At 37.1% G+C, this 26,354-nt stretch carries 29 protein-coding genes; 7 read left to right on the top strand and 22 right to left on the bottom strand.

The features are described from left to right. Positions 1-130 precede the first annotated feature (130 nt). From QNH20_RS07705 to QNH20_RS07680, 6 genes are all read right to left on the bottom strand, one after another. Positions 131-265, bottom strand: coding sequence for a YjcZ family sporulation protein (locus QNH20_RS07705; RefSeq protein ID WP_283922309.1), 135 nt, complete (start codon positions 263-265; stop codon positions 131-133). Between the two features lie 106 nt (positions 266-371). Next, positions 372-728: a stage V sporulation protein AE gene (gene spoVAE, locus QNH20_RS07700; protein ID WP_283922308.1), complete on the bottom strand. Its 357-nt coding sequence runs from the start codon at positions 726-728 to the stop codon at positions 372-374. 15 nt (positions 729-743) lie between these two features. Then, entirely contained in the window at positions 744-1,760 is a 1,017-nt protein-coding gene (spoVAD, locus tag QNH20_RS07695) for a stage V sporulation protein AD (protein WP_283922307.1), read from the bottom strand. Further along, positions 1,761-2,240 (bottom strand): stage V sporulation protein AC, encoded by a 480-nt coding sequence (spoVAC, locus tag QNH20_RS07690; RefSeq protein WP_283922306.1) that lies wholly within the window; start codon positions 2,238-2,240, stop codon positions 1,761-1,763. It abuts the gene before it with no gap. A gap of 15 nt (positions 2,241-2,255) precedes the next feature. Next, a complete protein-coding gene (locus QNH20_RS07685; protein WP_283922305.1) occupies positions 2,256-2,720 on the bottom strand; it encodes a YhcN/YlaJ family sporulation lipoprotein in 465 nt (154 codons plus the stop codon). Between the two features lie 336 nt (positions 2,721-3,056). Further along, complete coding sequence (locus tag QNH20_RS07680) at positions 3,057-3,416, bottom strand: DUF1360 domain-containing protein (protein ID WP_349632707.1); 360 nt, start codon at positions 3,414-3,416, stop codon at positions 3,057-3,059. A 139-nt stretch (positions 3,417-3,555) separates the two neighbouring features. Here QNH20_RS07680 and QNH20_RS07675 point away from each other — a divergent pair, with 139 nt between their 5' ends. Beyond that, positions 3,556-4,065 carry a CotY/CotZ family spore coat protein gene (locus QNH20_RS07675; protein ID WP_283922304.1) on the top strand — a complete coding sequence of 170 codons (510 nt, stop codon included), beginning with the start codon at positions 3,556-3,558 and terminating at the stop codon, positions 4,063-4,065. A 53-nt stretch (positions 4,066-4,118) separates the two neighbouring features. Here the strand turns inward: QNH20_RS07675 and QNH20_RS07670 are convergent, their stop codons facing one another. After that, positions 4,119-4,622, bottom strand: a complete 504-nt coding sequence (locus QNH20_RS07670; protein WP_283922303.1) for a CotO family spore coat protein — start codon at positions 4,620-4,622, stop codon at positions 4,119-4,121. Between the two features lie 248 nt (positions 4,623-4,870). Continuing rightward, complete coding sequence (gene fabI / locus QNH20_RS07665) at positions 4,871-5,641, bottom strand: enoyl-ACP reductase FabI (protein WP_283922302.1); 771 nt, start codon at positions 5,639-5,641, stop codon at positions 4,871-4,873. Positions 5,642-5,952: 311 nt separating this feature from the next. On the opposite strand from fabI, the gene prpE reads away from it, so the two are divergent. After that, positions 5,953-6,693 (top strand): bis(5'-nucleosyl)-tetraphosphatase PrpE, encoded by a 741-nt coding sequence (gene prpE, locus QNH20_RS07660; protein ID WP_283922301.1) that lies wholly within the window; start codon positions 5,953-5,955, stop codon positions 6,691-6,693. A 180-nt stretch (positions 6,694-6,873) separates the two neighbouring features. On the opposite strand, the gene QNH20_RS07655 is transcribed toward prpE, so the two are convergent. The 4 genes from QNH20_RS07655 to QNH20_RS07640 are packed head-to-tail and all read right to left on the bottom strand — an operon-like array spanning position 6,874 to position 9,663. Continuing rightward, positions 6,874-7,779 (bottom strand): RluA family pseudouridine synthase, encoded by a 906-nt coding sequence (locus tag QNH20_RS07655; protein ID WP_283922300.1) that lies wholly within the window; start codon positions 7,777-7,779, stop codon positions 6,874-6,876. Positions 7,780-7,794: 15 nt separating this feature from the next. Next, entirely contained in the window at positions 7,795-8,589 is a 795-nt protein-coding gene (locus QNH20_RS07650) for an NAD kinase (protein ID WP_283922299.1), read from the bottom strand. Positions 8,590-8,637: 48 nt separating this feature from the next. After that, entirely contained in the window at positions 8,638-9,276 is a 639-nt protein-coding gene (gene yjbM / locus QNH20_RS07645; RefSeq protein ID WP_283922298.1) for a GTP diphosphokinase, read from the bottom strand. 27 nt (positions 9,277-9,303) lie between these two features. Continuing rightward, complete coding sequence (locus QNH20_RS07640) at positions 9,304-9,663, bottom strand: UPF0738 family protein (RefSeq protein ID WP_283922297.1); 360 nt, start codon at positions 9,661-9,663, stop codon at positions 9,304-9,306. A gap of 375 nt (positions 9,664-10,038) precedes the next feature. Between QNH20_RS07640 and QNH20_RS07635 the strand changes: the two genes are divergently transcribed. From QNH20_RS07635 to QNH20_RS07625, 3 genes are all read left to right on the top strand, one after another. Continuing rightward, the gene (locus tag QNH20_RS07635; protein ID WP_283922296.1) at positions 10,039-10,629 is read left to right on the top strand and encodes a CYTH domain-containing protein; all 591 of its coding nucleotides are present in this window, start codon (positions 10,039-10,041) and stop codon (positions 10,627-10,629) included. 195 nt (positions 10,630-10,824) lie between these two features. Then, a complete protein-coding gene (locus QNH20_RS07630) occupies positions 10,825-11,235 on the top strand; it encodes a globin domain-containing protein (protein WP_283922295.1) in 411 nt (136 codons plus the stop codon). Beyond that, the gene (locus tag QNH20_RS07625; protein ID WP_481858055.1) at positions 11,219-12,097 is read left to right on the top strand and encodes a ClpXP adapter SpxH family protein; all 879 of its coding nucleotides are present in this window, start codon (positions 11,219-11,221) and stop codon (positions 12,095-12,097) included. Before QNH20_RS07630 ends, QNH20_RS07625 begins: the two co-directional genes overlap by 17 nt. A gap of 714 nt (positions 12,098-12,811) precedes the next feature. On the opposite strand, the gene pepF is transcribed toward QNH20_RS07625, so the two are convergent. The 5 genes from pepF to spxA all read right to left on the bottom strand — a co-directional run bounded on the left by pepF (position 12,812) and on the right by spxA (position 19,065). After that, positions 12,812-14,632: an oligoendopeptidase F gene (gene pepF, locus QNH20_RS07620; protein ID WP_283922293.1), complete on the bottom strand. Its 1,821-nt coding sequence runs from the start codon at positions 14,630-14,632 to the stop codon at positions 12,812-12,814. A gap of 139 nt (positions 14,633-14,771) precedes the next feature. Next, positions 14,772-15,968, bottom strand: a complete 1,197-nt coding sequence (locus QNH20_RS07615; protein ID WP_283922292.1) for a competence protein CoiA — start codon at positions 15,966-15,968, stop codon at positions 14,772-14,774. A gap of 162 nt (positions 15,969-16,130) precedes the next feature. After that, the gene (cls, locus tag QNH20_RS07610) at positions 16,131-17,642 is read right to left on the bottom strand and encodes a cardiolipin synthase (RefSeq protein WP_283922291.1); all 1,512 of its coding nucleotides are present in this window, start codon (positions 17,640-17,642) and stop codon (positions 16,131-16,133) included. A gap of 77 nt (positions 17,643-17,719) precedes the next feature. Further along, entirely contained in the window at positions 17,720-18,391 is a 672-nt protein-coding gene (mecA, locus tag QNH20_RS07605) for an adaptor protein MecA (protein ID WP_283923367.1), read from the bottom strand. A 278-nt stretch (positions 18,392-18,669) separates the two neighbouring features. Continuing rightward, on the bottom strand, positions 18,670-19,065 hold the full coding sequence (gene spxA / locus QNH20_RS07600) for a transcriptional regulator SpxA (protein ID WP_283922290.1): 396 nt from the start codon (positions 19,063-19,065) through the stop codon (positions 18,670-18,672). A gap of 587 nt (positions 19,066-19,652) precedes the next feature. Between spxA and QNH20_RS07595 the strand changes: the two genes are divergently transcribed. Then, positions 19,653-19,838 (top strand): hypothetical protein, encoded by a 186-nt coding sequence (locus tag QNH20_RS07595; protein WP_283922289.1) that lies wholly within the window; start codon positions 19,653-19,655, stop codon positions 19,836-19,838. Between the two features lie 101 nt (positions 19,839-19,939). On the opposite strand, the gene QNH20_RS07590 is transcribed toward QNH20_RS07595, so the two are convergent. From QNH20_RS07590 to QNH20_RS07570, 5 genes are all read right to left on the bottom strand, one after another. Continuing rightward, positions 19,940-20,881: an ABC transporter ATP-binding protein gene (locus tag QNH20_RS07590; protein ID WP_283922288.1), complete on the bottom strand. Its 942-nt coding sequence runs from the start codon at positions 20,879-20,881 to the stop codon at positions 19,940-19,942. After that, entirely contained in the window at positions 20,882-21,979 is a 1,098-nt protein-coding gene (locus tag QNH20_RS07585; protein ID WP_283922287.1) for an ABC transporter ATP-binding protein, read from the bottom strand. Positions 21,980-21,996: 17 nt separating this feature from the next. Then, a complete protein-coding gene (opp3C, locus tag QNH20_RS07580) occupies positions 21,997-23,025 on the bottom strand; it encodes an oligopeptide ABC transporter permease (RefSeq protein WP_283922286.1) in 1,029 nt (342 codons plus the stop codon). Beyond that, positions 23,022-23,954 carry an oligopeptide ABC transporter permease gene (opp3b, locus tag QNH20_RS07575; RefSeq protein ID WP_283922285.1) on the bottom strand — a complete coding sequence of 311 codons (933 nt, stop codon included), beginning with the start codon at positions 23,952-23,954 and terminating at the stop codon, positions 23,022-23,024. Before opp3b ends, opp3C begins: the two co-directional genes overlap by 4 nt. Positions 23,955-24,066: 112 nt before the next feature. Continuing rightward, a complete protein-coding gene (locus tag QNH20_RS07570; RefSeq protein WP_283922284.1) occupies positions 24,067-25,764 on the bottom strand; it encodes a peptide ABC transporter substrate-binding protein in 1,698 nt (565 codons plus the stop codon). A 222-nt stretch (positions 25,765-25,986) separates the two neighbouring features. Here QNH20_RS07570 and QNH20_RS07565 point away from each other — a divergent pair, with 222 nt between their 5' ends. Then, positions 25,987-26,343 carry a DUF3899 domain-containing protein gene (locus tag QNH20_RS07565; RefSeq protein WP_283922283.1) on the top strand — a complete coding sequence of 119 codons (357 nt, stop codon included), beginning with the start codon at positions 25,987-25,989 and terminating at the stop codon, positions 26,341-26,343. The last annotated feature ends 11 nt before the right edge of the window (positions 26,344-26,354 follow it).

Below are 26,354 nucleotides of genomic sequence, written 5' to 3'. Positions count from 1 at the left end.
CTTTTTGAAATAAAAATCTTGAGTTCCCTTACCTATACTTACCCTTGCATAGCGTTCATATTAACAATAAAGAAAGGAGTTAGCCACTTTATTGGCCAACCCCCTTCATTCGAGACAAGTTCATCGCTTATTAAAAGAAGCTTGTTCCGACAATGATTAAAAGAATGAACAATACAACAATTAATACGAAAGTAGAACCTCCGTAGAAACCACCGCCGTAGCCATAGCCACCTCCGTAGCCGCAGCCGCCATATCCAAAGCACATAGACTGTCACCTCACTTTAGTAATCTCATTAATAACATATGAAATTACATAATAGTGTGTGTAGGCATGACCGACTAATCAAAAAAATAGATCCAAAATGTGCATTTCAACCTTTGGGTTTAAAAATAAGTGCCCCAATAAACGCAAATATAATGGCAGCGGAGATTCCAGAACTCGTTACTTGAAACATACCTGTTAATACCCCTATAATTCCATGTGCCTTCGCATCTTGCATCGCTCCATGTACTAGGGAATTCCCAAAGCTGGTGATTGGAATAGTTGCTCCTGCTCCTGCGAAATCAACCAGTGGTTCATAAAGTCCGAATCCATCTAAAACTGCACCTAAAACGACAAGCAAACTCAAGGTATGTCCCGGCGTTAGTTTTGCTACATCAAATAATAACTGACCGAAGACACAAATTAATCCGCCAATCACAAATGCCCAGAAATACATTGCTAACACAAACCCTCACCTCTTCTATTCATTCATCTCAATCGCTACAGCATGGGCGATACACGGGATTGTTTCATTTTGTTGAAAGCTAAGAGGGGATAACAATGCCCCTGTCGCTACAACTAAAATTCGTCTATATGTCCCTTTTTTCAATTGGTTTAGGAGATGTCCATATAAAACCGTTGCTGAACAACCTGCACCGCTTCCCCCGGATTGAACCGGTTGATCATTTTTATACATTAATAAGCCGCAATCCTGAAATTGTCCTCGTTCCATTTCCAGTCCGCTTTTATTGAGCAATTCAAACGCAGTATCATGGCCGACTCTTCCCAGATCACCGGTAACAATTAAATCATAATACGAAGGTTCCAATTGCATGTCACGGAAATGAGCGATAATCGTATCAGCTGCTGCAGGTGCCATTGCCCCACCCATATTAAATGGGTCTGTTAAGCCCATATCTACGACCTTCCCAATGGTCGCCGAGGTTGTCACCGGATGCTGCTTACCAGGCTCATTTGGCTCGACAAGTGCTACCCCGGCACCGGTTATTGTCCACTGTGCAGTCGGTGGCTTTTGGCCGCCATATTCTGTCGGATAACGGAACTGCTTTTCTACGGCAGCATTGTGGCTTGAAGCACCTGTCAGCACGTATTTTGCCCCCTGGTAATTAACCACGAAGGATGAGAGTGCCAAACCCTCCATTGATGTGGAGCAGGCACCGAAAAGACCAAAATAGGGAATCTGCATCGTTCTTGCCGCGAAGCTGGTTGGCGTAATTTGATTAATTAAATCTCCTGCAAATAAAAATTGTACCTGTTCTTTTTGTACATTCCCTTTTTGCAATGCCATTTTTATGGCCTCTTCAAGCAATAAACTATGAGCCTTTTCGTAGGATTCTTTTCCCATCCATAGGTCTTCATATAATAAATCAAAATCATTCGCCAATTTTCCATTTGCTTCAAATGGCCCTCCCGTTACACCCGTGGCGGTAATCATTGGCCGATTCTCGAACACCCATGATTGATGACCTCTTAACAATTACAAAACCCCCCAAATCACGAGCAGCGTTTTAATCAATGCAACTACGAAAGCAGAAAATACTCCGAAGAGAATCACTGATCCTGCAAGTTTAAACATATTCCCGCCCACTCCTAGCACAAACCCTTCTGTACGGTGTTCAATCGCAGCTGAGATTACAGCGTTTCCAAAACCGGTAACAGGCACAGCACTTCCTGCACCAGCAAATTGTCCAAGGCGATCGTAAACTCCAAAACCTGTTAACAGCATCGAGAAGAAGACCATTGTTGCCACAGTCGGATTTCCTACACTTTGTTCTGTAAAATCAAAAAAATATATGTAAAAATAACTAACTGCCTGACCAATAACGCATATAAATCCTCCAACAAAAAATGCTTTCAAACAATTCTTTAATACTGGTCGTTTTATTTCATGTTTTTGCTGTAACTGTTGATAGTTTCGCTGTTGGGGTGTCGTATTTTTTTGTTTGGTAGTCGGCATCTTCATTCTCCTTTCTTACTTCGTTTTGTCCGTCATTTTGACGATATCCTCCAAGCGCTTTTCAGCCTCTTTGTGGGAAAACTTAGCAGATTTCATCTTCTCATCAAGTCTAACTGCTTCTAGAAAAATCTTATAGTCACTTGAAACAGTAAAGTTTTCTTTCGGATACTTCTTCTCTAACTTCTTGTTTACATCCTTTTCAATTTTTTTCATATTAAATCGGTATAAATGTTTTACTTTATAAACAACAAGCGTATCCTTTTTTCCTTTTATCACGGCCACATCATAAAGTTCTGGAAAAGAGCTTACATCCTTTTTAATTTCTTCCACGCTGTCATTACTTTTATTTTGATCTGTTACCACCGGCTTAGGATTTGTCGTTTTCATCAATGCCAATTGACTATCCCTTACGTGTGGATTATGATTACAGGCTGCCAATAAAAATAAACAAGCGAACAATATTTGATATCTAATGATCATTTGCTTCCCTTTCCTTGTTCCATTTTTTGAGTTACTATTACTTGTAGTTTTTTCGAAATTGGCAAAAATTATGACTTGATAACATAATTTTTGGGAATTTGCTCAAAAAAGAAAAATAAAAAACTGCCAGATAACCAGCAGTTTTCCTTTTTTACTTAAATGTCTTTTTTTTACCACACCCGCAGCCTTTTTTCTTTACCTCATTTGATTTTGGTGCGGATTGGGCTTTTTTCTTTCTCGTTTTTTTATTTTTCACTTCTCTCTCTCCCTCATTATTTATTCAACACCTACTAAATAAAATATGAACCCTCTGCAAGTCTTGTCTCAGCGAAAGGATTATTTTTCGATAAAATACTGTACGAAAAATTCAAGAATCGAAGCAAAACCTGCAACCGCTAATATAAGGATGATTGGTGCAGAAAAGTTAGGAGAAATATAATATAACACTACAATGAGGGCTGCTGCCCAGATACCTGTACACCAATAACAGCTGAGAAGTTCACCCATAAATTTCTTGACCCCTGATTTCTTGGGAATGTAATAAACCTCTATTTCACCATCCTCATTTTCCTCACTTAATTCATCGAAAAAAGGACTGCGAATAAATTCGGTTATTTTATCAAAAACAAGCAATCTTGTCAGCCTAAAGCTCGCGAGTGACACTATTAGGAAGTTTATAAAGGTTATTTTCATCATGAATTGCCCCTTTCTTTTTCAATTAGAGTAAACATCCGCCTAATTTTTCCAAACAAGGCAATTGTCCGTAACCCAAAAGCCCTCTGTGAAATATGTTAGTAATGTAAGATATATATCATTGATGAAGGAGGAAAATAAAATGGGTAGCGGGAAAAATCATGACGATTTTCGCAGCGGGAACTGTGTTTGCGAAGTAGTTCGTGCCATTAAAGAAATCCAAGATAACGCTGTAGAAGATGAATGTGTAGAGTGTTCCAGTTGTTTTACAGAGCCACTAGGAACGTTAGTGTCACCAGCAAGAAGAGAGCCTGTTGATACGCGTGTATTTATTTTAAGTACGGCAGACGGTTCTCCATTCCATGCTTTTTTAACGAATGAAAGCAATGCTTGTGTGTCTATATTCTTCCGAGTAGAAGAAGTATTTGACAACTGTTGTGCTACACTTCGGGTATTAGTACCAGGACGTCGCGAAGGTGGAAACTTCCATGCAGTAAACCTTGTATCCAGCGGAGACAAATGTTGTATTGACCTAACAAAGGTTTGCCAGGTTGAGCGATTCCGCGCAAGCAATGATTGCATAACAGTTGATTTAAGCTGCTTCTGTTCAGTCCAATGTGTTGCTGACGTTAACCTAGGACTTTGTAATTAAAAAAAACGCCCATTAAAATGAGCCAGTCGTATATCGGCTGGCTTCTTTACTTTCTAGACTTTTTTAATCCCAATCATAATGACATCCGTTAATTCCTGAAGCGGGACGGTTTTAAATGTTTGATCATTTAACTTAATCGTTACTTGCTGATGATCGTATTCCGCTAGGTAACCTTGATGATTTTTTTCAGTAGTATAAAATACACACGGAACAGGTGGAAGTACTTTTGGAAAGTTGATTAAGTAGTCTAAGCGCTCGTTTAAGTCCATTTCTTTAAAGGGTTTTACCCTATTTAATGATCTCCGATGTGTTTGCTGTTGTTGTGCAGTTTGCAGATTCTCCGATTTGACCACATCAATTGGTATAGGTTCTTGGAAAAGATCTTTTTTCGTACGGGAAATTTTCTTAGGGCTTTCATTCACTTGCAGCTTTTCTTCCTCTAATGATTCCAAGTTCTGTTTGTTTGTATACAATTCCTGCATGTTGTGATTTGTTGGAGTCATTGAAAAAGTCTGATGGACATATAAAAGCGGTCCTTTACTCTTCATTTTCGACATTCATTTCACCTCCTATTAACGTAATCCTACACATTATATGTATGCGAAAGGCCAATACTCGTTTACAAAGAATTTCACTCAGGTTAAACGAATACATAAAGAAAACTAGCCGATTGACGAGCCCCTAAGGACGAAGACAGAAGCGTAGTTGCACTTATGCGCAGAAAGAAAGTATAAACTTGAAAAAGTTTATACTTTCTTTCCAGCTAACAAAAGCCCGCTTCTTTAAGCGGGCTTTGTTGATTTTATTAAAGAATATGATATCCGGAATCGACGTGAATGTTTTCACCGGTAATTCCACGGGATAGGTTACTGAAGAGGAACAGGGCAGTATCACCAACTTCTTCTGGGGAAGTTGCTCTGCGTAATGGTGCTCTTTCTTCAATCTCATTTAAAATAGAATTAAATTCTCCAATCGCTTTGGCTGATAGGGTACGAATAGGGCCAGCAGATATGGAATTAACACGGATGCCATCTTTTCCAAGGTCAGCAGCTAAATAACGGACACTTGCATCTAGAGATGCTTTCGCTACACCCATGACATTGTAGTTTGGAATTGCTCTCTCACCACCTAAATAGGTTAATGTTACAATACTTCCTCCTTCAGTCATCAAGCCACGTGCTTCTTTGGCAACGGCCGTTAGAGAGTAGGAGCTTATATTTTGTGCAAGCAGGAATCCATCCCTTGAAGTGTTCACAAATTCACCTTTTAAATCCTCTGTTTTTGCAAATGCAATGCAATGTGCCAGCCCATGAATCGTCCCAACTGACTCTTTTATTTTTGCAAAACAAGTAGCAATTGCATCATCGCTTGTTACATCACACGGAAGGACGAGTGTCCCATCAGCCTCCAAAGAATTTGCTAAATCACGAACACTGCTTTCAATTCTTTCACCTGCATACGTAAAAATTAATCGAGCCCCTGCGTTATGCAGTGAGCGGGCAATTCCCCACGCAATACTTCGTTTATTGGCCACACCCATTACTACAAATGTTTTTCCTGCTAAAGAAAGATTCATATTAAAGTCCCCCTACATTAATTACAAGATATTAGTACTTGGTACTAATACTACACTAATTCGTCACAAATGAAAAGTATAGTAATAATTCCTAAAACAAACTTTTAGCATGTTTCATAAAATCCAATTCCCCTTTCAACTCGTCAACATATTCTTTCGAGCCAGTTACAATTAAGAGGTCACGCATCTGTAATTCTGTGTCACCATGGGTACAATCGAACCCATAATTTTGAACCACCTCTCAAAATTAAAAATTCTTTTGATAAAAATAAACTTTTTCATAAAAAATAATTAACAGGAGGATGCATCTCATGAAAATTGATATTATTGGTGATATTCACGGATGTTTTAGTGAATTTAAAGAGCTTACCTTAAAGCTTGGCTACAAATGGGAAAATGGGATACCAGTTCATCCTGAATACAGGGTGCTCGGTTTCGTTGGCGATTTAACTGACAGGGGACCGGAATCAATAAAGGTGATTGAGATTGTTTGGCAGCTGGTGATCAAGCTTAAACAGGCATATTACACCCCCGGAAATCATTGCAATAAGTTATACCGCTTCTTTCTGGGGAATAAAGTACAGATTGCCCACGGTCTTGAAACAACTGTCGCAGAATATGAATCATTATTTAAAGAAGACCAGCAATCCATTCGAAAAAAATTTATTGAGCTTTATGAAAATGCACCACTTTATTTAGTATTAGACAATCAAAAGCTCGTTATTGCACATGCAGGAATTAAAGAGGAATTTATCGGACAGACACATGCAAAGGTCAAAAAATTTGTTCTATATGGAGATATAACCGGTGAAAAACACCCTGACGGCTCACCTGTAAGAAGAGATTGGGCGAAATCGTATCATGGCGACTTCTTAATTGTTTACGGACATACACCAGTAACAGAGCCACGCATCCTCAACAACACATATAATATTGATACAGGTGCTGTTTTCGGTGGCAAGCTTACCTCATTAAGGTACCCAGAAATGGAATTGGTTTCTGTTCCTTCTACTATGCCATATTTCGAGGAAAAATTTAAAAATATGGATTGAAAGAAAAGCGGAACAACCCGTTTAGCAGCTAGTATACTAGACACTGCGAGTTCCTCGAAAAAGCCAACGCTTTTCCTTCGTGCGAGGAATCGCTTCCGAAACCTATTCTTATGGAGATGGACAATTCTCAAAGTCGAAATTTTAACCTTTTTTATTACAAAATGACAAGGCTGATCCAAATTAAATCGGATCAGCATCTAAGATTTTACCCATATCATGAGGAAATGGTGCTGTAAAGGTCATTTCCTCGCCGAGGAAGGGGTGCTTAAATTTGATTTGTTGACAATGAAGTGCCTGCCTGTCTATTATCGAATTATCTCCCCCATACAAATCATCCCCGAGTAATGGATGGCCAATATAGGACATATGAACCCTAATTTGATGTGTTCGACCAGTTTCAAGCTGCAGCTTGATATGTGTAAATGAACGATGTCTCTCTATTACCTGATAATGCGTACAGGCGTATTGACCGTCGTCACGCACTTCTCTTTCTATAATACTGTCCTCTTTTCGGCCAATCGGTTCCTTAATGGTACCACTATCTGACGTAAGCAGACCTCCTGCAAAAGCCTCGTATGTTCTTTTAACCTGCCCCTTCTGCTGCATTTTGCTAAACAAATGATGAACATGGCGATGCTTTGCAATTAATACAATCCCTGAAGTATCACGGTCAAGCCGAGTAACGATATGGGACGTTGCTTCGAGCCCGATACACAGATAATAGCCAACAAGTGCATTGGCAAGACTACCCGTAGGGTGTTCCCTTGATGGAATCGTATTCATACCAGCGGGTTTGTTAACAACGAGAAGATAATCGTCTTCAAACAAAATCGTTAACGGAATATCCTCACCCTGAACCCCTTGACTTGGATGCTCAGCAGGAAAGATAACTGTCAGCATATCCCCCATCTTTAACTTGTATCGAACATTTACTTCTTCGCTATTTACTTGAATACTACCGCCCTTAAACTTGATATCCGTTAAGGCCGTACGAGAGATCTCTTCATTTTTTAAAAAATCCTTTATTAACAGTCCGGCATGTTCATGATCAATAACCCAGTTCAATATAAATCGAGAAGTCATCATACAGGTACCTTCCGCTTAATCAGATATAAACGAATCATGAACTCTTTTCCAGAATGGGAATGGACGGAAGCGGGCAAAACGAATCTTTTCTTCCGGCACCCTAAATTGAATCGATTTTACGTCTTTATGGAGCAGTGTCAGGTGATCAATCGTTACCTGAAAATCAGAGCGGTTAACGGGTTTCAGCATACAGGTATGATGCGCCGGAAGGATAAGGGGCGAGCCCACTGTTCTAAACACCTTGTTATTAATGGATGCCATTTCCGCTACTTGAATAGCAGATATCGACGGATGGATTATTGCCCCGCCAAGTGCTTTATTATACGCTGTACTTCCTGAAGGCGTAGAAACGCACAGACCATCGCCACGAAACCTTTCAAAATGCTGTCCGCGGATTTCGACATCCATAACAAGTGTCCCCTCAACACTTTTTACGGTGGATTCGTTAAGGGCTAAATACCTCGATTCCTTCCCGGCATGCGAGTAACGAATGATGACCTCAAGCAAGGGATATTCGACGACTTGATATGGGGTTTTAGCAATTGCAATCACAAGCTTTTCAATTTCATCAGGAATCCAGTCGGCATAAAAACCGAGGTGTCCTGTATGGATTCCCACAAATGCAGTTTTACTCAAACGACTGCTATAGCGGTGGAAAGCATAAAGCAATGTCCCATCGCCGCCAATGGAAACGACAATATCTGGTTGGTCCTCATCGTATATAAGATCAAAATCAAGTAAATACGTCCTCATTTTGTGCATCAATATGTTTGATTTTTGATCTCCTTTTGAAGTAATCGCAAATTTCATATTTTTCTGCTCCTTGTACTAAATGGCTGTCAAAAGGCTGTCTATTCACTAGTTTTTTTCCTCATGCTTCAACTCTTTCTTTCTTGTAAAAAAAGCCTGAGCTTCCTGGATTTCACCACGGATTAACGACATTTCCTCATCAAGCCGAAATGCGGCTTCAGAAGCCCTTTGCAGTCTCATTTGGATATCTGTTGGAAATATCCCTTTATACTTATAGTTTAATGAATGTTCAATTGTTGCCCAAAAATTCATCGCCAGCGTCCTAATTTGAATTTCGGCAAGAATTTTCTTTTCTCCATGAATGGTTTGAACAGGGTAACGAATCACTACATGGTATGAGCGGTACCCACTTGTCTTTTTATGGGAAATATAATCTCTTTCCTCCACTATTTCTAAATCATTTCGGGTTCTTAATAAATTGACAACCATATGTATATCTTCGACAAACTGACACATAATCCGCATGCCAGCAATATCCTGCATTTCCTCTTCCAGTCTCTCCAACGGGATGCCTTTTTGATTCGCTTTATCGAGAATACTTGCGATTGGTTTAACGCGGCCTGTAACAAATTCAATTGGTGAATGAGTAGAATCTAGTTCAAATTGCCCCCTCATTCCCTTTAATTTAATTTTAAGCTCTGAAACAGCTTGTTTATATGGGGCTAAAAATTGATCCCAATGCTTCATGATACCACCTCGAAGAAACAGTTATGTTTAGAAAATTCCCTCTACTTTCGCAACCATTTCATTACCATAGTTACTATTACCTTTAATATTACTAATTACATATTCTAATTCATCATGAAAATTTATTAGTTCTGTCTGTTCTTCTTTAAATGTTACCCATACAGGAATCTCTTGCACTTTTGCATTCTTAAGTATAGGCCATATATCTTCAGTTAGAACAATAAATGAATAATCTTTTTGACCCTCCATTAAGTAAATAAATGAATATTGTTCAGAGTCTACAAGAATCTGCTCACCCGGAACTAATCCGCTGACGGGTTCATTTGTTTCTAATAATAGCTTATTTTCTGTAATGTTAGCCTTTAAGATCGTTATTCTCTTCTTCATCTTTTAACCTCCATCTTTCACCTTCCTATTTTAGCATAATCCCCCCTTTCTCCCAAGGATTGCAGTCTAAAAGAAAAGCGGAAGCGCCCGGTTAGCGACCTATGGCCAGGGGCCCGCTCTGACTGAGATAAAGGAAACACGGAGAGCGACAGCGATTCGATGTTGACTTATCGTAGGGAGGAGTGGGATGGCCACTAGTCGCTGGGTGCTGAAGCTGGACAATTCTCAAAGTACAAAAAAAGTTTTTATCTTAAAAGAAAAGCGGAAGCGCCTTGCTTAGGGCATATACACCCAAACCCCTAGGCGCTGGAGCTGGACAGTTATCAGAGTTCATAGGTATTATTAAAGAACACCCTTGTGAAAGGATGACAGACGATGTCACAAAATATTGAAATCGAATTTAAAAATATGCTCACCAAAAAGGAATATGAAAGGTTCCTTGTCGAATTTAGCATTGATAAAAAGCAAATTTTCTCTCAGGAAAACCACTACTTTGATACACCTGATTTTGCTTTAAAGAGTATAGGTGTTGCATTAAGAATTCGCAAAAAGGGCGGAGCTTACGAGATGACCTTAAAGCAGCCAGCTACAGTTGGTCTTCTTGAAACTAATCAAATTTTATGCGCCGAAGAAGCTTCATCAGCATTTAAAGTTGAAAGACTTCCAGACGGATTGGTTCAACAATTAATCGAAGAAATTGGAATCCCGTTTTCCAAACTGAAGTATTTTGGCTCGTTAAGGACAAATAGAGTTGAAATAAAATACAAAAATGGTTTGCTTGTTCTTGACCATAGTTCTTATCTAACTATTGAAGATTATGAATTAGAACTTGAAGTTGATAACTATCAAGAAGGACTGAAAACTTTTAAAGAGCTTCTTTCTAAATTTATGATTCCTGAACGAAAAACAGAAAATAAAATTCGGCGTTTTTATAATCAAAAATATAACCAGCCTGACTTAAAATGATGCAATCACCATAATTAAGCAAAGGAATATTTTACTATCCGACAAGTTCCTCGTGCATTCACTAAGAAAACACACCATTGTATACATTAATAACGTATTTAGCTTATAAATAACCCTTTTCAAAGCAATTCATTTGAGATATGAAATAGGCATTGATAAAATATGATTACAAAAGACATTAAAGGAGTTGTCAACGTGAATGAGAAAAAGGTTACGCCATTTGAGACCATTGGTGAAGATACTTTAAACCATCTTGTCGACACTTTTTATGGCCTTGTTGCACAACATCCTGATCTTGCTCCAATATTCCCGAATCAATTTACAGAAATTGCTCGAAAACAAAAGCAATTTTTAACACAATACTTAGGCGGCCCGCAGATTTATACGGAGGAGCATGGACATCCGATGATGCGTGCGCGTCATTTGCCATTTCCAGTTACACCAACCCGTGCAAAAGCATGGTTATCTTGTATGAAACAAGCAATGGACATGGTTGGCTTACAAGGTCCGCTAAGAGATGAATTTTACTATCGGCTAACTCTTACTGCGCAGCATATGATTAATACGCCTGATGAAGGCGAGATAACAGGTGAAAATCGTGAGTAATTTTAAATTGCCGAGCTCAAAGAAACGTTGCAGCGGCAGTGATAAAAAACCTATTGAAATTTATATGTTTATTGATCCTTTATGCCCCGAGTGCTGGGCACTTGAGCCGATACTTAAAAAGCTGCAAATTGAGTATGGAAGATATTTTTCAATTAAGCATGTTTTAAGCGGACGGTTAGCCGATTTAAATGTAAGTAAAAAAAAGAACTATGAAAACATCGCTCAATTTTGGGAAAAGACAGCAAACAGAACGGGAATGTCATGTGATGGCAGCATATGGTTAGAGAATCCTGTGGACAATCCTTATACCGTTTCAATTGCTCTAAAAGCGGCAGAATTACAAGGGAGACGCGCGGGTCTGCGTTTTCTTCGAAAAATTCAAGAAATGTTATTTTTAGAAAAGCAGAATACTTCTAATCTTGAAGTATTAAAGGAATGTGCAGGTAGTTCAGGCCTGGATGTAGAAGAATTCATGGCAGATATTCATTCTGATAGTGCAGCTAAAGCCTTCCAATGTGATTTGAAAATCACTTCTGAAATGGATGTTTATGAAATTCCTACCCTTGTATTTTTTAATGAAAATACAGAAGATGAAGGCATCAAAATTACTGGTTCCTATCCATATGAGGTATATGTCCAAATATTAGAAGAAATGCTCTCAGAAAAGCCAGTAAAATCTCCTCCACCTTCATTAGAAACGTTTATGAAGTTTTTTAAATTTGTAGCTTCAAAGGAAATTGCCGTTGTCTATAATATGTCGATTTCACAAATCGAACGGGAAATGAAAAAGCTGCTGTTAAAGCAAGTGGTAGAACAGATTCCTGCAAAATACGGAACATTTTGGAGATATATTGAAGAATAATCAAATGCCGGTTTATAGTAATCCGGCATTTTTTTATGCATATTAGAAAAATAAAAATGCCTTGCAGTTCAGACTGCAAGGCATTTTTTCTATTAATACGAACAAAGGGGATGGGAGAAATTTTTCACGGTCAAACAAAGGGGTATATGTTTGTTGTGATCAACTTCACGCATTAAATATAACATGCATTTAGAACAATTGACAATAAGTATGTGCTTTATTTCACAATATTGTCATAAAGTGAAACTTCCATCAATGAGGTTTTTCCTTTCCCCCAATGATGGTTTTCTGAGTCCAGTAGGCTTTTACGTGCAGTTGCCCTGCACTTATCCATTTTACATAAAGTCTTGAATCAGGAGTCATGCTGCCCGTTATTGCGGGAAAAGTCATATATTCACGAAATGGACAATATACATAGTAGTGAACAATCTTACAAAGGTGGCAATTACTGTGAACAAAATTCCTTTGATCATTATGCTTCTTTTTATTTTGTTTGCTTTTTTTCTTCATTTACTTGCTTTAATTAAGATTTTTCCACTATTCCTCAGCATGCCTATTTTGTTTATTTCAATTTTAATCTTCCTAGTTTATCATAATAACCGAAAACGTTTTAGGGGTTTTTGAAAAAAGGAATGGCAGCCATAACGGTACCATTCCTTTTTCCTACTTGTCTAGCTTTAGTGCCCAGCGTCAAGTGAACTTCCACTTTTCTTATTATGATAAAAGCTGTTCTAATTCATTTAGCTTTTCTTCAAATACCTTACATGCATCCTTTATTGGGCCAGCACTTGTCATGTCTACCCCTGCTTTTTTGAGCACTTCAATCGGAAAATCTGAGCTACCGGCACAGAGGAATTCTTCGATATACCGTTTCAACGCTGGCTCGCCTTCCTCTAAAATTTGCTTGCTTAAGGCGGTAGCTGCACTAAAGCCAGTTGCGTACTGGTAAACATAATAATTGTAATAGAAATGCGGAATTCTCGCCCACTCTAAGCCAATTTCCTCATCAATCACAATATCCTCTTCACCATAATACTTTTTGTTCAACGCATAATAGGCCTCGGTTAAAGAATCAGCTGTTAACGCCTCATTATTTTGTGCTTTTTGATGAATTAAATGTTCAAACTCTGCAAACATCGTCTGACGGAAAACGGTGCCTCTAAAGCCTTCTAAATAATGATTTAGAAGGTAAATCCGCTTTTGTTCATCATCAATTGTTTTTAATAAATAATCATTTAACAGAGCTTCATTACAAGTTGAAGCTACCTCAGCAACGAAAATCGAGTAGTCTCCGTACGGGTACGGCTGTGATTTTCGTGTATAATAGCTATGAACGGAGTGACCAAATTCATGGGCCAATGTAAATAAATTATTCACATTATCATGCCAGTTCATCAAAATATATGGATGGGTGCCATATGCCCCGGAAGAGTAAGCACCGCTCCGCTTCCCTTTATTCTCATGGACATCAACCCAGCGATTTTCAAAGCCTTCTTTTAGGATTTTAGAATATTCCTCACCTAATGGTGCAAGCCCTTTAATGACTAAATCCTTCGCAGTATCGTACGTAATTTCCATTTTCACATCTTTTACTAAAGGTGTATATAAATCATACATATGCAACTCTTCTAAACCTAAAACCTTTTTCCGAAGCTTCACATACCGATGTAATAAGTGAAGGTTCTCGTTAACCGTATTAACAAGGTTATCATATACACTTTCAGGAATATTGTTAGCTGAAAGGGCTGCATGTCTTGCTGAATCATATTTTCGTACTCTTGCATTAAAGTTGTCCTTTTTCACATTGCCGCTCAAAGTACTTGAGAACGTATTTTTAAAATTACCATACGTCTTATAAACGGCTTTAAAGGCATCGCGGCGAACACGCTGGTCTTCACTTTCCAAGAAACGGCTGTAGCGTCCATGGGTCACTTCAACCTCATGCCCGTTCTCATCTTTTATCGTTGGAAACTCGAGGTCAGCATTGTTAAGCATACCAAATGTGTTGCTAGAAGCATCCATTACTTCACTTGCTTCCGCAAGTAGTGCCTCCTGCTCCGCACTTAGTATGTACGGCCTTTGCAAATTAATTTCTTCAATAGCATGTTCATAAAGCTTTAATTCTGCTTTCTCATTCAGAAAACTCATCACATTGCTTTCGTCAATCGAAAGAATTTCCGGAACGATAAAAGCCAACTGACTTGCTGCCTGAGAGTATAGATTTTTCATTCTGTCATCTAATCCTTGGTAAAAGGAGTTCGTCGTGTCTTGATCATAACGCATATGTGAGTATGTATAAAGCTTACCAATTCGCTCTAATAATTGATCTTGAAATTGAAGTGCTTTGTATAATGTTTCCGCACTTTCTCCTAATTTCCCTTCAAATTCTTTAATACCAGGAATTTGATTTTTAACTTCTTGAAACTCTTTTTCCCATTCCTGATCATTTGCAAAAATATCTTCTAATTTCCATGTGTCTTCCACAGCGATTTCACTTCTCGCTGGAAGCGATTTTACGGCCGTTTCATCTGCCATAATCCATCCTCCATTCAATTTCGGTAAGCGAAAAAAAATTCACTCATTAATATATTCTCTTAATCCTTACTTTTTCCTTTTAAAACATAAGAAAAGACATTACACCCTTACTCTATTATGCCCATTAGGCTACTTTCATTTACTTTTTTGCAAGGATATTACTGTTTTTTTTATAAAAAAACAGTTTTGCCTCCTCTCTTTCTCGATTCGACCTCGGAATCATTATTTTCCGCTTCATTTGAAAAGCAGTGTCCCCTTTTCGTATTAAAACCCCAAGCTGCTCTAATGTTTGTAAATACTCTATTTGAGCAAGGATGGGATTTAACTCTTTCAGCTGTGGCAGATTTCTTAAAATGATGTCATTTCTTCGTATTCTCTTGTTAAAATGGAAATTAATTTCTTGAAAGGTTATTAAATCGTTGGGGCTCTTGCTGGCTAGAACATCGAGATATAAATACGTCTGCCAAATGATCGAAGGCGTTTGAATAAGTAATGAATGGAATACAGGAAGTCCGATTTCAGGAGGTAATAGAAAAAGGTTCAAACCTCGTTTATAAATTTCATGGAGAAATATTTTTTTACCCGATTGTGGATGAAGGGTCCAATTCAGAATAAATTTTTCAATTTCCTTATTCCAGCTTGATAGATTGAACTGAAATTTTTTCTCAGGTTCCAATAGCTCATCTAGTTCAATATTATGAAGTGAATAATAGGAATGTTCAACTAAGGCATTTTTTATCGAGAAGGGAGTGATCGATTCTACTAATTGAAAAAGATGGTCTTCGGGGCAATAAGCGGGAATATAAAGATTTCCAAATGTAGTACTTCGTAAAAATAAATAATGAAAGTTAGACAAAGCGATCGTTTTTTTCTTTTTTTGGCGTATGTGGCTCCTTGAGATTATCCATAATGGGGTGTAATTATTCTCGATATACGTCTTCGTCCTCTTGATAAATACCTTTTCCGATAATGAAGAGCATTGATATTCTAAAGCATATTTCTTTCCTTTATGCTTGAACATAATGTCAGGACGCTGCTGAATTTCCCTATCATAAAACTCTAAGACTGAAGGAACATTTTGTTTGTTAAGCCATTGAAATAGCTGTCTTTTCCCTTCTATATGTTCAAATGATTCATTTTCAAAATTATCAAGGCAGTTGCTTCCTCGCTTATGTGCAAAGTGAAAAATCCGTTGGTCACCTAATTTCAACAATACACTTTCTCCACAAATCGGACAAATGAATTCTTCTTTATTTCGTAAATCCAAGAGAGTCTCCTTTCTATAATCAAACCCAAGACAAAGCTTTTTACCTGTTTTTGTTCGTGCGGTTAACAATGAAGCACTCCTCCTTTCTAAATTATTTATTCGCCAAATTTTGCTAAAATCCTTTAAATATAAATGAAAACCACGTCGAAATGAACTGTACCTCTAATTATTAGATATGTCTAAAAATTCGGGTGCAGTTCAAATTTCTACGAGGTTCTCGTATCTTCTAGATTATAACAATGGTGAAAGTAACCGTGCTGTTGATTCCAATAACCTAAAGCCAATATGCCGTTCTTGAAAAGCTTTCAGATCTAACTGTTTAGCATATTCAAGATCATTTACATATTCCTCAACGAGTTTTTGTGTACTTTTTGTCCGAAATAAGAACGCATTTACCTCAAAATTCAAGTGAAAACTGCGCATATCCATATTGGATGTCCCAATCGAGGCAAGTTCATCATCAACAATCACAATTTTACTGTGCATAAAGCCCCGTTCATATTCAAACACCTTAACCCCTGCTTCAAGAAGCTCTGGGAAATAGGAACGTGACGCATGAAAAACAATTCGTTTATCAGGCCTATTCGGAACGAGCAGCCTCACATCAACACCACTAAGTGCTGCAATTTTGATTGCGGAAAAGATATCTTCATCCGGAATAAAATATGGTGAAGCAATCCAAACTGATTTTTTCGCTGAAGCAATCATTGAGAAAAAGATATTTTTAATTACGCTCCATTCGTTATCAGGGCCGCCTGCAATTAGTTGAACACCACCGTGACTTTTATGATCAATTTGTGGGGATAAGTATTCTGCTGTTAAAAAGCTATGATTTGTCATATAATACCAATCTTGCAAAAAAATAAGCTGAAGTGTACGGACGGCCTCACCTTTTAGCATTAAATGTGTATCTCGCCAAAAGCCGATATCCTTGTTTCTTCCTAAATATTCATCACCAATATTTAAACCGCCAACAAAACCAATCGTCCCATCAATGACAACAATCTTTCGATGGTTACGGAAATTAAATTTATTATTTAAGAAAGGGAGCTTAACAGGTCCAAACGACACCGTTTCAATCCCGGCATTTCGGAGTTCATTAATATAAGTCTTCGATAGCTGCCATGAACCAACGGCATCAAACAAAAAGCGGACCTTAACTCCCTGATTGGCTTTTTCTATTAGAATATTTTTGATTTCCTGCCCAATTTGGTCATGACGAACAATATAATATTCAAGGTGAATATGATGCCTTGCCCTTTTCAATTGTTCAATAATATGGCGAAAGGTTTCTTCTCCATTGGTTAATACTTTTGTAGAGGTATCAAAAGAAATAGGGCTGTTGCCGAGTTTTTGAGCCAAAGTAAATAATTTGCCCTGATGTTCACCCATTAAGCTAATCTTTTCCTCACTTCTGGGATCATCATCACCTTCAACCGTTAGAAAAGCCTGTTTATCAAGGAAATACTTTTTTCTAAACATCTTCTCTTTCCGATAATTTCGACCAAAAAGGAGATAAAATATAAAACCAATAAGCGGAAAGCCTCCTAACACCACTAACCAAGTAATTGTTTGTGTAGGATGACGATTTTCAAGGAAAATTACAAAACCGATAAAGATAACCGACAGCGAAATTAAAACACTTAAAAATCCAAATATTCCGCTTTCTAATCGATCCTTAAAGAAAAACAAGAGCCCGGATAATACCGCTAAAAATATAATCACCCTTACCGTGTTTTTCAAAGGAATCACCTGCCAAAATTTTCATTTAAGAAAAATGCTAAAAAAAACCGATTTCAGATATGAAATCGGTATTCTTATTAACTAAAATATTTTCGTAACTCATTAAAAACATCTTTAGAAATAATTTCTTTTCCATATTCTTGTACACGATGGATCGTTATCTGCGTTTCATAACCATATTCGAGTAAAACACTGAGGATATCATCAATTTCATCTTCTTCAAATAAATCCTCAGGAAATTCTGTATATAAATAATATTTTCCTTCAAAATGATATAGTCTTGTTATTAATTCATCTAATCCCGAACGGTTCGATAAGCTGATGACATCTTCGAAATCTTTAAATGTCAGCAGGAATTCTAATGTTACTTCTTCTAACAGCAACTCATCTTCATCCGTATGATTTGGATTAAAATGTTGATCTAATAGCTCTTCCATTTTATCATCAACAGGAATATCTTTTATTTTATCATTAGGAATCGGGAGCTCAAACTTCTGACCATCTTTTGACAGCTGTGCTTTGGTTACAAGAACTTCTAAACCCTTATCAAGTGCTTGAACTTGTATCCAAAGTGGACCTTCGACGACGAAATCCTCTTCACCATGAACTTCATCCATCATTTCCCAAAAGAGTTCTTCACTGCGTTCTCGATTGTACCAAATTTCCTCGCGATCAAAACCTCTTTCTTCAATATCACCATAGGAAATGTAGAATTTTACAGTATTCTCATTAATGCGTTCAATCTCCATCATAACATCTCCCTTCCATTTTCCATATTGAAGGGACTAAATACCCCCAAGCAGATCATGCCAGTAAACAATTCATCTAAAATTGTTAATAATCTTGTACTTTCATTTTATGACAAAAGCACTAATAAGGGAAATAAAAAAATCAAAAAACTAAAAAACCATTATTATGCCTATTCGTTTTTCTTAGATTGTCTATTTATTTTAGCAAAATGAAACTTAAACCACAAATTTTCCGGGATATATACAAAAAAAGACCTCCAAATTGAAGGTCTTAGTATTTAATTTACCATGCGTTGTGCTTCGCGCAATTGGAAGGTTCTTACTCTTCTTGGAAGGAAACGTCTTATTTCATCTTCATTATAACCAACTTGTAAACGTTTTTCATCAATAATAATTGGGCGGCGCAACAGCCCAGGATTATCTTTTATCAAACCAAATAAATCTTGAAGTGGCATTGCATCTAAGTTTACATCTAATTTTTGGAAAGTTTTTGATCTTGTTGAAATGATTTCATCAGTTCCATCTTCAGTCATTCGTAGAATCTCTTTAATTTCTTCCATTGATAATGGCTCAGAGAAAATATTTCTTTCAGTGTATGGAATTTCATGCTCTTCTAACCATGATTTAGCTTTTCTACATGATGTACAACTTGGTGAAGTGTATAGTGTTACCATCCGTCTTCACACTCCTCTTTTATTTACGTATTATATAAAAAAATACCCTTAATAGTGGAATTGAAACTCTCAAATGTGAAAAATTGTGCATTCATATTTAAAATAATTATAAATAAGTAATTTATATCATTGATTATACACCACAGTTTCTAAAAAAGGTATCATTTTTTTAAAAATTATTAAATGGCCAAAAACAATCTTTTTTTTAGGTTACATTATATTAGACGAATGATTCCTCTAAAAGTTTCAAAATTTTTTACCCTTTTAGTTTAAATATTTTTTTACCATTTCATATCTTTGCCAAAAAGTTCGTTTTTAATGGAATTGTTTTTGAGGGTATTTTTCAAAATAATATGTTAAATATATGCATTGCTTTATTTTAATGATATATGCTAAATATTTTATTAACTTCTATTCTCATTTATAAGACATAAATGAAAACGCATTCATTATTTTAAGAAACTTTCTAATTGAATATTTATTTTCCTCTTTCAATAAAACACAAGTTCTTTTAAAATAGATCTTAGGGGATATTTTATTAGGTATAATGAATATTCTAAATAGGATAAAATGGAGGGGTTTTTATCATGGGGGCTTACATAACTGATTTAACTATTGTGGCTTTGCTAATCATTGCCCTTACCGCATTAATGGGTATAATAACAAACAGCATTGGGGAAAAAGTATTCGGCGGTAAACGTCGAACCGAATTTGTAGATGAAAGTGCTAAATACCGAACAGGCTGGAAAGCTGTTGGAGGAAACCGGAATTAATTATAAAAGCAAGAAGTTCATTTAGCGGGATATTGACTTAATAGCTTCCACTTATTGTTACTAATAAAAAAACGATCTCAATTATTGAGATCGTTTTTTTATTAGTGTTTAGATTGTGCCTTGTATTGATTAAATTCTTTCTCCGAACAAAGAACAAAGTGACCAGGAGAAACTTCCCTGAATTCAATTGCTTCATTATCATCATATTGATGACTTGCAGGATCATAAGATTTACGTTTGCGTGTCCGCTCACTGATTGGGTCTGGAGCTGGGATTGCTGATAACAGTGACTGCGTATAAGGATGTAATGGATTTTTATAGAGCTCATCCGCAGGGGCAAGCTCAACCATTTTCCCAAAAAACATAACGCCAATCCGGTCACTTATATATTTTACCATTGAAAGATCATGTGCAATAAAAAGATAGGTTAATCCTTTTTCTTTTTGCAGTTTTTTCATTAAGTTTACAACCTGTGCTTGAATAGAAACGTCCAACGCGGAAATTGGCTCATCAGCAATGATGAATTCCGGCTGAACTGCAAGTGCCCGGGCAATTCCAATCCGCTGGCGCTGACCGCCACTGAATTCATGTGGGTAACGGTTAGCATGTTCCTTATTCAACCCAACGGTTTCTAAAAGCTCGTAGACTCTTTCCATACGATCTTCTTTTGATTTTGCCAATCCATGTATATCAATTCCCTCGGCAATAACATCAGCAATCTTTAATCTTGGGTTTAACGATGCATATGGGTCTTGGAAAATCATTTGCATCTTTCGGTTAAATTCTTTTAATTGCTTTTTTGACTTTTTGCCGTGAACATTTACACCGTCATACAATACTTCCCCGCCAGTGGCATCATACAAACGGATAATGGTTCTGCCAGTAGTTGATTTCCCGCAGCCTGACTCACCAACTAGACCCATTACTTCGCCTTTATAGATGTCAAAAGAAACATTATCGACTGCCTTTACTTCATTAGGCTTTCCTTCATTGAAATATTGCTTTAAATTTTTAATTTCAAGCAGTTTCTCTCTCTTAGCCATTTATTTTCCCTCCTTCATACCAGGAGACTGACTTTTTTCCAACTTTGCTGCACTACTTGCGACTCCTACAGTACCTACATATTGACTTTGACGTCTTTTCACAGCCTCAGGCGGTTCAACCTTTGGAGCTTCAGGATGTAATAACCAGGTAGCAGCATAATGTGTATCAGACACTTTAAAGAATGGAGGCTCTTGCTCCAAATCGATTTTCATAACATATGGGTTACGCGGTGCAAACGCATCACCCTTTGGTGGATCCAATAAATCTGGGGGTGTACCTGGAATTGAGTATAACTCCTCATCATCCGTTTCCATATTTGGCATGGAGCTGATTAACCCCCATGTATACGGATGCTGCGGGTTATAGAAAATTTCATCTGCTGTTCCTACTTCAACAATTTTTCCACCATACATAACCGCTACACGATCAGCAACGTTGGCAACAACACCAAGGTCATGTGTGATGAAAATAATGGAAGTATCAATTTTATCTTGCAAATCCTTCATCAACTCAAGAATTTGTGCTTGAATCGTAACATCAAGTGCCGTTGTCGGTTCATCGGCGATAAGAACTTTAGGATTACATGCCAATGCAATGGCAATTACTACCCTTTGTCTCATCCCTCCGGAAAATTGATGTGGATACTGATTAATCCGTATTTCAGGTTTTGGAATTCCAACTAGTTTTAATAATTCAACTGCTCTTTCTTTCGCAGTATGCTTGCTCATATTCTGATGCTTAATGAGCGGCTCCATAATTTGGTTACCGATTTTCATGGTTGGGTTTAAAGAGGTCATCGGATCTTGAAAAATCATCGATATATCTTTACCGCGAATTTTTTGCATTTGCTTGTCCGTTAGCTTTGTGAGGTCTTTCCCTTCAAAAAGGATTTCCCCACTTTTTATCTCAGAATTGTGTTCTGGTAATAAGCGCATAATCGATTTTGTTGTAACGGATTTCCCGGACCCTGATTCACCGACAATCGCTAATGTTTCACCTTTTAGTAAGTCAAAGCTTATACCACGAATGGCTTTAACTTCCCCAGAAAAGGTATGAAACGAAATATTTAAATCTTTTACTTGTAAAATTTTCTCCATTACAGTTCACCTGCCTTCTAATCACGCATTTTTGGATCTAGTGCGTCTCGTAATCCATCAGCTACTAAGTTAAAGCAAATCATGATTAATGCAATCATAATCGAAGGAATAATCATTTGATATGGGAAAGCAATCATCGATTTAAATCCGTCATTTACCAATGTACCTAGAGATGCATGTGGTTCTTGTAATCCCAGTCCAATAAAGCTTAGAAAAGCTTCGAAGAAAATGGCACTCGGGATGGAAAACATTGTATTTATAATGATGATACCAAACATGTTTGGAATCATATGCTTGAATATAATGGAAGTATCTGATGCTCCCAATGTTTTAGAAGCCAAAACAAATTCCTGAGCTTTATATTTCAATATTTGTCCCCGGACAACACGAGCCATACTAGTCCAACCCGTAATCGTTATCGCGATAATAATCGGAATAATCCCTGGTTTTAATATCAGAATCATTAATATAACTAAAATCAAGTTCGGTATCCCGACAATAACCTCTATTATTCTCTGCATAACACTATCAGTACGTCCGCCCAAGTAGCCGGAAACAGCACCATAGGAAACCCCGATCAGCATATCAACTAATGCAGCCATGAATGCAATGAATAAGGAAACTTGTGTCCCTTTCCAAGTACGAGCAAACAAATCGCGGCCTAAGTTATCTGTACCAAACCAATAATATGCATCAACTTTCCGCTTTTCATAGGCGTTATATTCCTCTCCATCACGTCTCGTTAATGTGCCATCAAAAGGAAGCCAATGCACATTTTCTAAACCTTGAATTCGAGGCGGAAGATTGTTATGTTTTGTATTTTGTGTATCGTAAGCATAAGGTGAAATCATTGGACCAACGAAAGCCATAATAATTAAGATTCCTAGAATAATTAAACAGATAACCGCACCTTTATTTTTTCGAACCCGCAACCAAGAATCCTGCCAAAAGTTTAAACTAGGTTTAGATATCTTTTCGCTGTTTGATGGGTCAATATGGACGGGTGCAAACATATCTTTTTTAATGATTATTTCTTTGTCTTTCATTTAGTTTTCCCCCCCGAAATACGGATACGCGGGTCGATGACTCCGTATAGAATATCAACAATTAGGATAACTACCACGAATAAAGCGGAAAATAAAAGGTTTGTTCCCATAATAACTGGGTAGTCATTGGAATTGATTGACTTAACAAACTGCTCACCGATTCCAGGAATACCAAATATCTGCTCAATAACGAGCGAACCAGTCATTAAGCTGACTGCTAGAGGTCCAAGCACCGTTACAACAGGAATTAAGGCATTCCTCAATGCATGCTTAACACTTATTTGAAAACGGCTGGCACCCTTCGCTTTTGCCAAAGTAATATAATCTGACCCCAAAACATCAATCATTTCCGTACGCATAAAACGAGCAGCTATTGAGATTGGAAACATAGACAGTGCGATGGTTGGAAGGATGGTATATTCTGGTCCACGCCAAAACATAACCGGAAGCCATCCCAATTTGACGGCAATGTAATACTGTAGTAAACCAGCAAAAATAAACGACGGGACAGATTTACCGACAACAGCAATAAATGTTGACGTATAATCTATCCAGGTATTTTGCTTTAATGCCGCAATTGTCCCCAAAAATATTCCAAAAATGGAACCAAAAATCATGGCTTGCAAACCGAGTATTGCGGAAGGACCAATTCGGTTTCCGATTAGTTCTGTTACAGGGGTATTATTAAATTGAAAGGAGACTCCCAAATCACCCATTACCAAATTCTTCATATAGTTTAAGTATTGAACAGGCAGTGGGTCATTCAATCCATATTTATTAAACAGGATATTTCTTTGAACGTCAGAGAGTTTTTCATAAGAATTAAATGGACTTCCTGGAATAAGCTTCATGAGGAAAAAAGTAATGGATGCAACTAAAAACAGTGTAAAAATCATATAGATTACACGTTTCAATAAATATTTCGCCATGCCTACACCTCCTAATTAGTTAAATATTCGACATTTTTTGATAATTCACATACAGGTAAAAAGAGAGTATATCTTTTGAATATACTCTCTTTCTATTTGATTTGTATAGCTACTATTTAAGGATTTTAATCCATTGGTAACTAAAGTCAGCACCGAATGCATGGTGAGCAAAACCTTTAACCTTTGGATTGACTAAAAGGTTAACGGAACGTTGATAGATTGGTGCTAGTGCATAATCATCTTCTAAAAGAATCTTTTCAGCTTTTTGAAGCGCTTTCCAGCGTTCTTCGTCTTTGGCAGCTAAATCAGTTTGTGCCGCTTTAACTAGCTCATCATATTTAGGATTGCTGTAATCCATTTTATTGTGATCCCCGCCAGTTAGGTAAAGATCCATGAATGTCATTGGGTCAGCATAGTCTGGTCCCCAACCGCTGAATAATAGGTCATAATCCATTTTTTGTTCACGGTCAACACGGATTTTAAATGGCACTGCATTTAATTCAAGCGTTAAACCAGGAAGATTTTTCTCTAACTGATCCTTCATGAATGCATCAGTTGCTTTAGCTGTTTCAGTGTCTTGACCAACATAAACTAATTTTACTTCTTTCACACCAAGTTCAGATAAACCCTTTTCCCAAAGCTTTTTAGCTTCTTCTTTATTCATCTTTTGGTATGAGTCAGTCGTATCACGGAAGTCTTTACCGTTTTTATCAAAAGTAAAATCTTTTGGCACAATGAATCCAGCAGGAATAGAACCGTTTGCTAATACATCTTCTACCAATGCTTTCTTATCAATAGATAGAGCAATTGCTTTACGGATGTTAAGATTTTTTAATGCAGGGTTCTTTTCGTTCATTTTAAGCCACCACATTGAAGGCTCTTGGTACTGTATCAATTCGTCAGAACCCTCAAATTGTGAAATGATTGCAGCTTGTGCAAGTCTTGGTGTAATATCTGTTTCACCTGCAGTAAATGCATTTGCAGATGCTTGCGGATCTTTCGATACGTTATAGTTGATTTTTGTTAAGGTTACATCTTTAGCACCATGATAAGTTTCATTTTTCTCCATTACCCATTCAGTTGCAGTTGGGCCATCCCATTTAGTCATCTTAAATGGACCATTGTAAAGTAAGTGAGCAGCATCTTTTGCATAGTCAGCACCTTGTGCTTCAACAAACTTTTGGTTTTGTGGATAGAACAATTGGAATGTAATGAAAGATTCAATATATGGAATTGGTCTTTCTAAAGTAATTTTCAAAGTGTAGTCATCTTCAGCTTTAATGCCTAGATCTTCTACCTTTGCTTTTCCTTCAGCAATTGCAGAAGCGTTTTTGATTTTTTCGCTCATGAAGTATGGACCATATTCTGATGCTGTGTCAGGGTTAATTGCACGTTGCCAAGCATATACATAGTCCTTAGCAGTTACAGGGTCACCATTAGACCATTTTGCATCTTTTCTTAATTTAATTGTTAATTCAGTTTTATCAGCATTGTATTCAGGCATAGCTTCAGCGCCAGCAGGAACTACCTTTTGATCTGGATTCAATCGGTATAAACCTTCGTTTGTAGCATTCAAAGTGGTAAAGCTCATTGCGTCTGTTCCGAGAACGCTGTCCATTGTCGGAATTTCAGCAGACTCTAGCACATTAAGTTCTTGTTTGTCAGCAAGTTGTTCAGCAGCTGGTTTTTCGCCGCCTTTGTCTTTACCCTTGTCTTTTCCTTCGTTTTTATCACCGCCTGAACATGCAGCTAAGAACATGCTAAGTACAAGTGATAATACTAAAAGTAGTGAAAGTTTTGATTTTTTCACCTGAAGACCTCCCTTTTCTATTATTCTGAAAAATTACTACATTCTCTATTATACATATTTTAAATAAATTGTACATTATTTTTTCAAATTAAATTTACAGATTAGAAACAATTTTTACGTAATAGTTACAAAAAGGTGTGTTATAATTTAGACTTATATAGAATTTTTTGTATAAAATTCATATAATATTCCTTTATACATCAATGTTTTGGAGGTCATTCTGTGAATTTCCGTCTTAAGAAAAAACTTTATACTCTAACTTTTACCCAGTTGGCAATTTTCATAATTTCATTTATTTACTATCGGAATTTTTCATTAATTAGCTATATCAATATATCTTTTCTAATTTCTGCAACTTTACTATTAACTGCTTTACTGCTTTATACTATTCATACAGGCTTCTATGATGCCATTTCTAGATCCTTTAATCTTGTCTTTTCACGAGGGAAGGAGAAGAGAAATTTCGAAGATATTCCAAGATTATCCGAAATGATAACCATTGATGAAAAGCCACTCCTTTTTCACGGGCTTATGAATGGACTATTTATGCTAATCGCCCTTATGGTTTATTATTTTTAACTTACTTGAAA

Source organism: Neobacillus sp. WH10 (genome assembly GCF_030123405.1).
In the GTDB taxonomy this organism is placed as follows: domain Bacteria; phylum Bacillota; class Bacilli; order Bacillales; family Cytobacillaceae; genus Neobacillus.
This window is presented reverse-complemented; position numbering and strand designations above follow the sequence as displayed.

Coding starts and splice junctions, on each gene's coding strand:
- QNH20_RS07705 (WP_283922309.1), bottom strand. CDS start 265: ATGTGCTTTGGATATGGCGGCTGCGGCTACGGAGGTGGCTATGGCTAC.
- spoVAC (WP_283922306.1), bottom strand. CDS start 2,240: ATGCCGACTACCAAACAAAAAAATACGACACCCCAACAGCGAAACTAT.
- QNH20_RS07685 (WP_283922305.1), bottom strand. CDS start 2,720: ATGATCATTAGATATCAAATATTGTTCGCTTGTTTATTTTTATTGGCA.
- QNH20_RS07680 (WP_349632707.1), bottom strand. CDS start 3,416: ATGATGAAAATAACCTTTATAAACTTCCTAATAGTGTCACTCGCGAGC.
- QNH20_RS07675 (WP_283922304.1), top strand. CDS start 3,556: ATGGGTAGCGGGAAAAATCATGACGATTTTCGCAGCGGGAACTGTGTT.
- QNH20_RS07670 (WP_283922303.1), bottom strand. CDS start 4,622: ATGTCGAAAATGAAGAGTAAAGGACCGCTTTTATATGTCCATCAGACT.
- fabI (WP_283922302.1), bottom strand. CDS start 5,641: ATGAATCTTTCTTTAGCAGGAAAAACATTTGTAGTAATGGGTGTGGCC.
- prpE (WP_283922301.1), top strand. CDS start 5,953: ATGAAAATTGATATTATTGGTGATATTCACGGATGTTTTAGTGAATTT.
- QNH20_RS07655 (WP_283922300.1), bottom strand. CDS start 7,779: ATGATGACTTCTCGATTTATATTGAACTGGGTTATTGATCATGAACAT.
- QNH20_RS07650 (WP_283922299.1), bottom strand. CDS start 8,589: ATGAAATTTGCGATTACTTCAAAAGGAGATCAAAAATCAAACATATTG.
- yjbM (WP_283922298.1), bottom strand. CDS start 9,276: ATGAAGCATTGGGATCAATTTTTAGCCCCATATAAACAAGCTGTTTCA.
- QNH20_RS07640 (WP_283922297.1), bottom strand. CDS start 9,663: ATGAAGAAGAGAATAACGATCTTAAAGGCTAACATTACAGAAAATAAG.
- QNH20_RS07635 (WP_283922296.1), top strand. CDS start 10,039: ATGTCACAAAATATTGAAATCGAATTTAAAAATATGCTCACCAAAAAG.
- pepF (WP_283922293.1), bottom strand. CDS start 14,632: ATGGCAGATGAAACGGCCGTAAAATCGCTTCCAGCGAGAAGTGAAATC.
- mecA (WP_283923367.1), bottom strand. CDS start 18,391: ATGGAGATTGAACGCATTAATGAGAATACTGTAAAATTCTACATTTCC.
- spxA (WP_283922290.1), bottom strand. CDS start 19,065: ATGGTAACACTATACACTTCACCAAGTTGTACATCATGTAGAAAAGCT.
- QNH20_RS07595 (WP_283922289.1), top strand. CDS start 19,653: ATGGGGGCTTACATAACTGATTTAACTATTGTGGCTTTGCTAATCATT.
- QNH20_RS07590 (WP_283922288.1), bottom strand. CDS start 20,881: ATGGCTAAGAGAGAGAAACTGCTTGAAATTAAAAATTTAAAGCAATAT.
- QNH20_RS07585 (WP_283922287.1), bottom strand. CDS start 21,979: ATGGAGAAAATTTTACAAGTAAAAGATTTAAATATTTCGTTTCATACC.
- opp3C (WP_283922286.1), bottom strand. CDS start 23,025: ATGAAAGACAAAGAAATAATCATTAAAAAAGATATGTTTGCACCCGTC.
- opp3b (WP_283922285.1), bottom strand. CDS start 23,954: ATGGCGAAATATTTATTGAAACGTGTAATCTATATGATTTTTACACTG.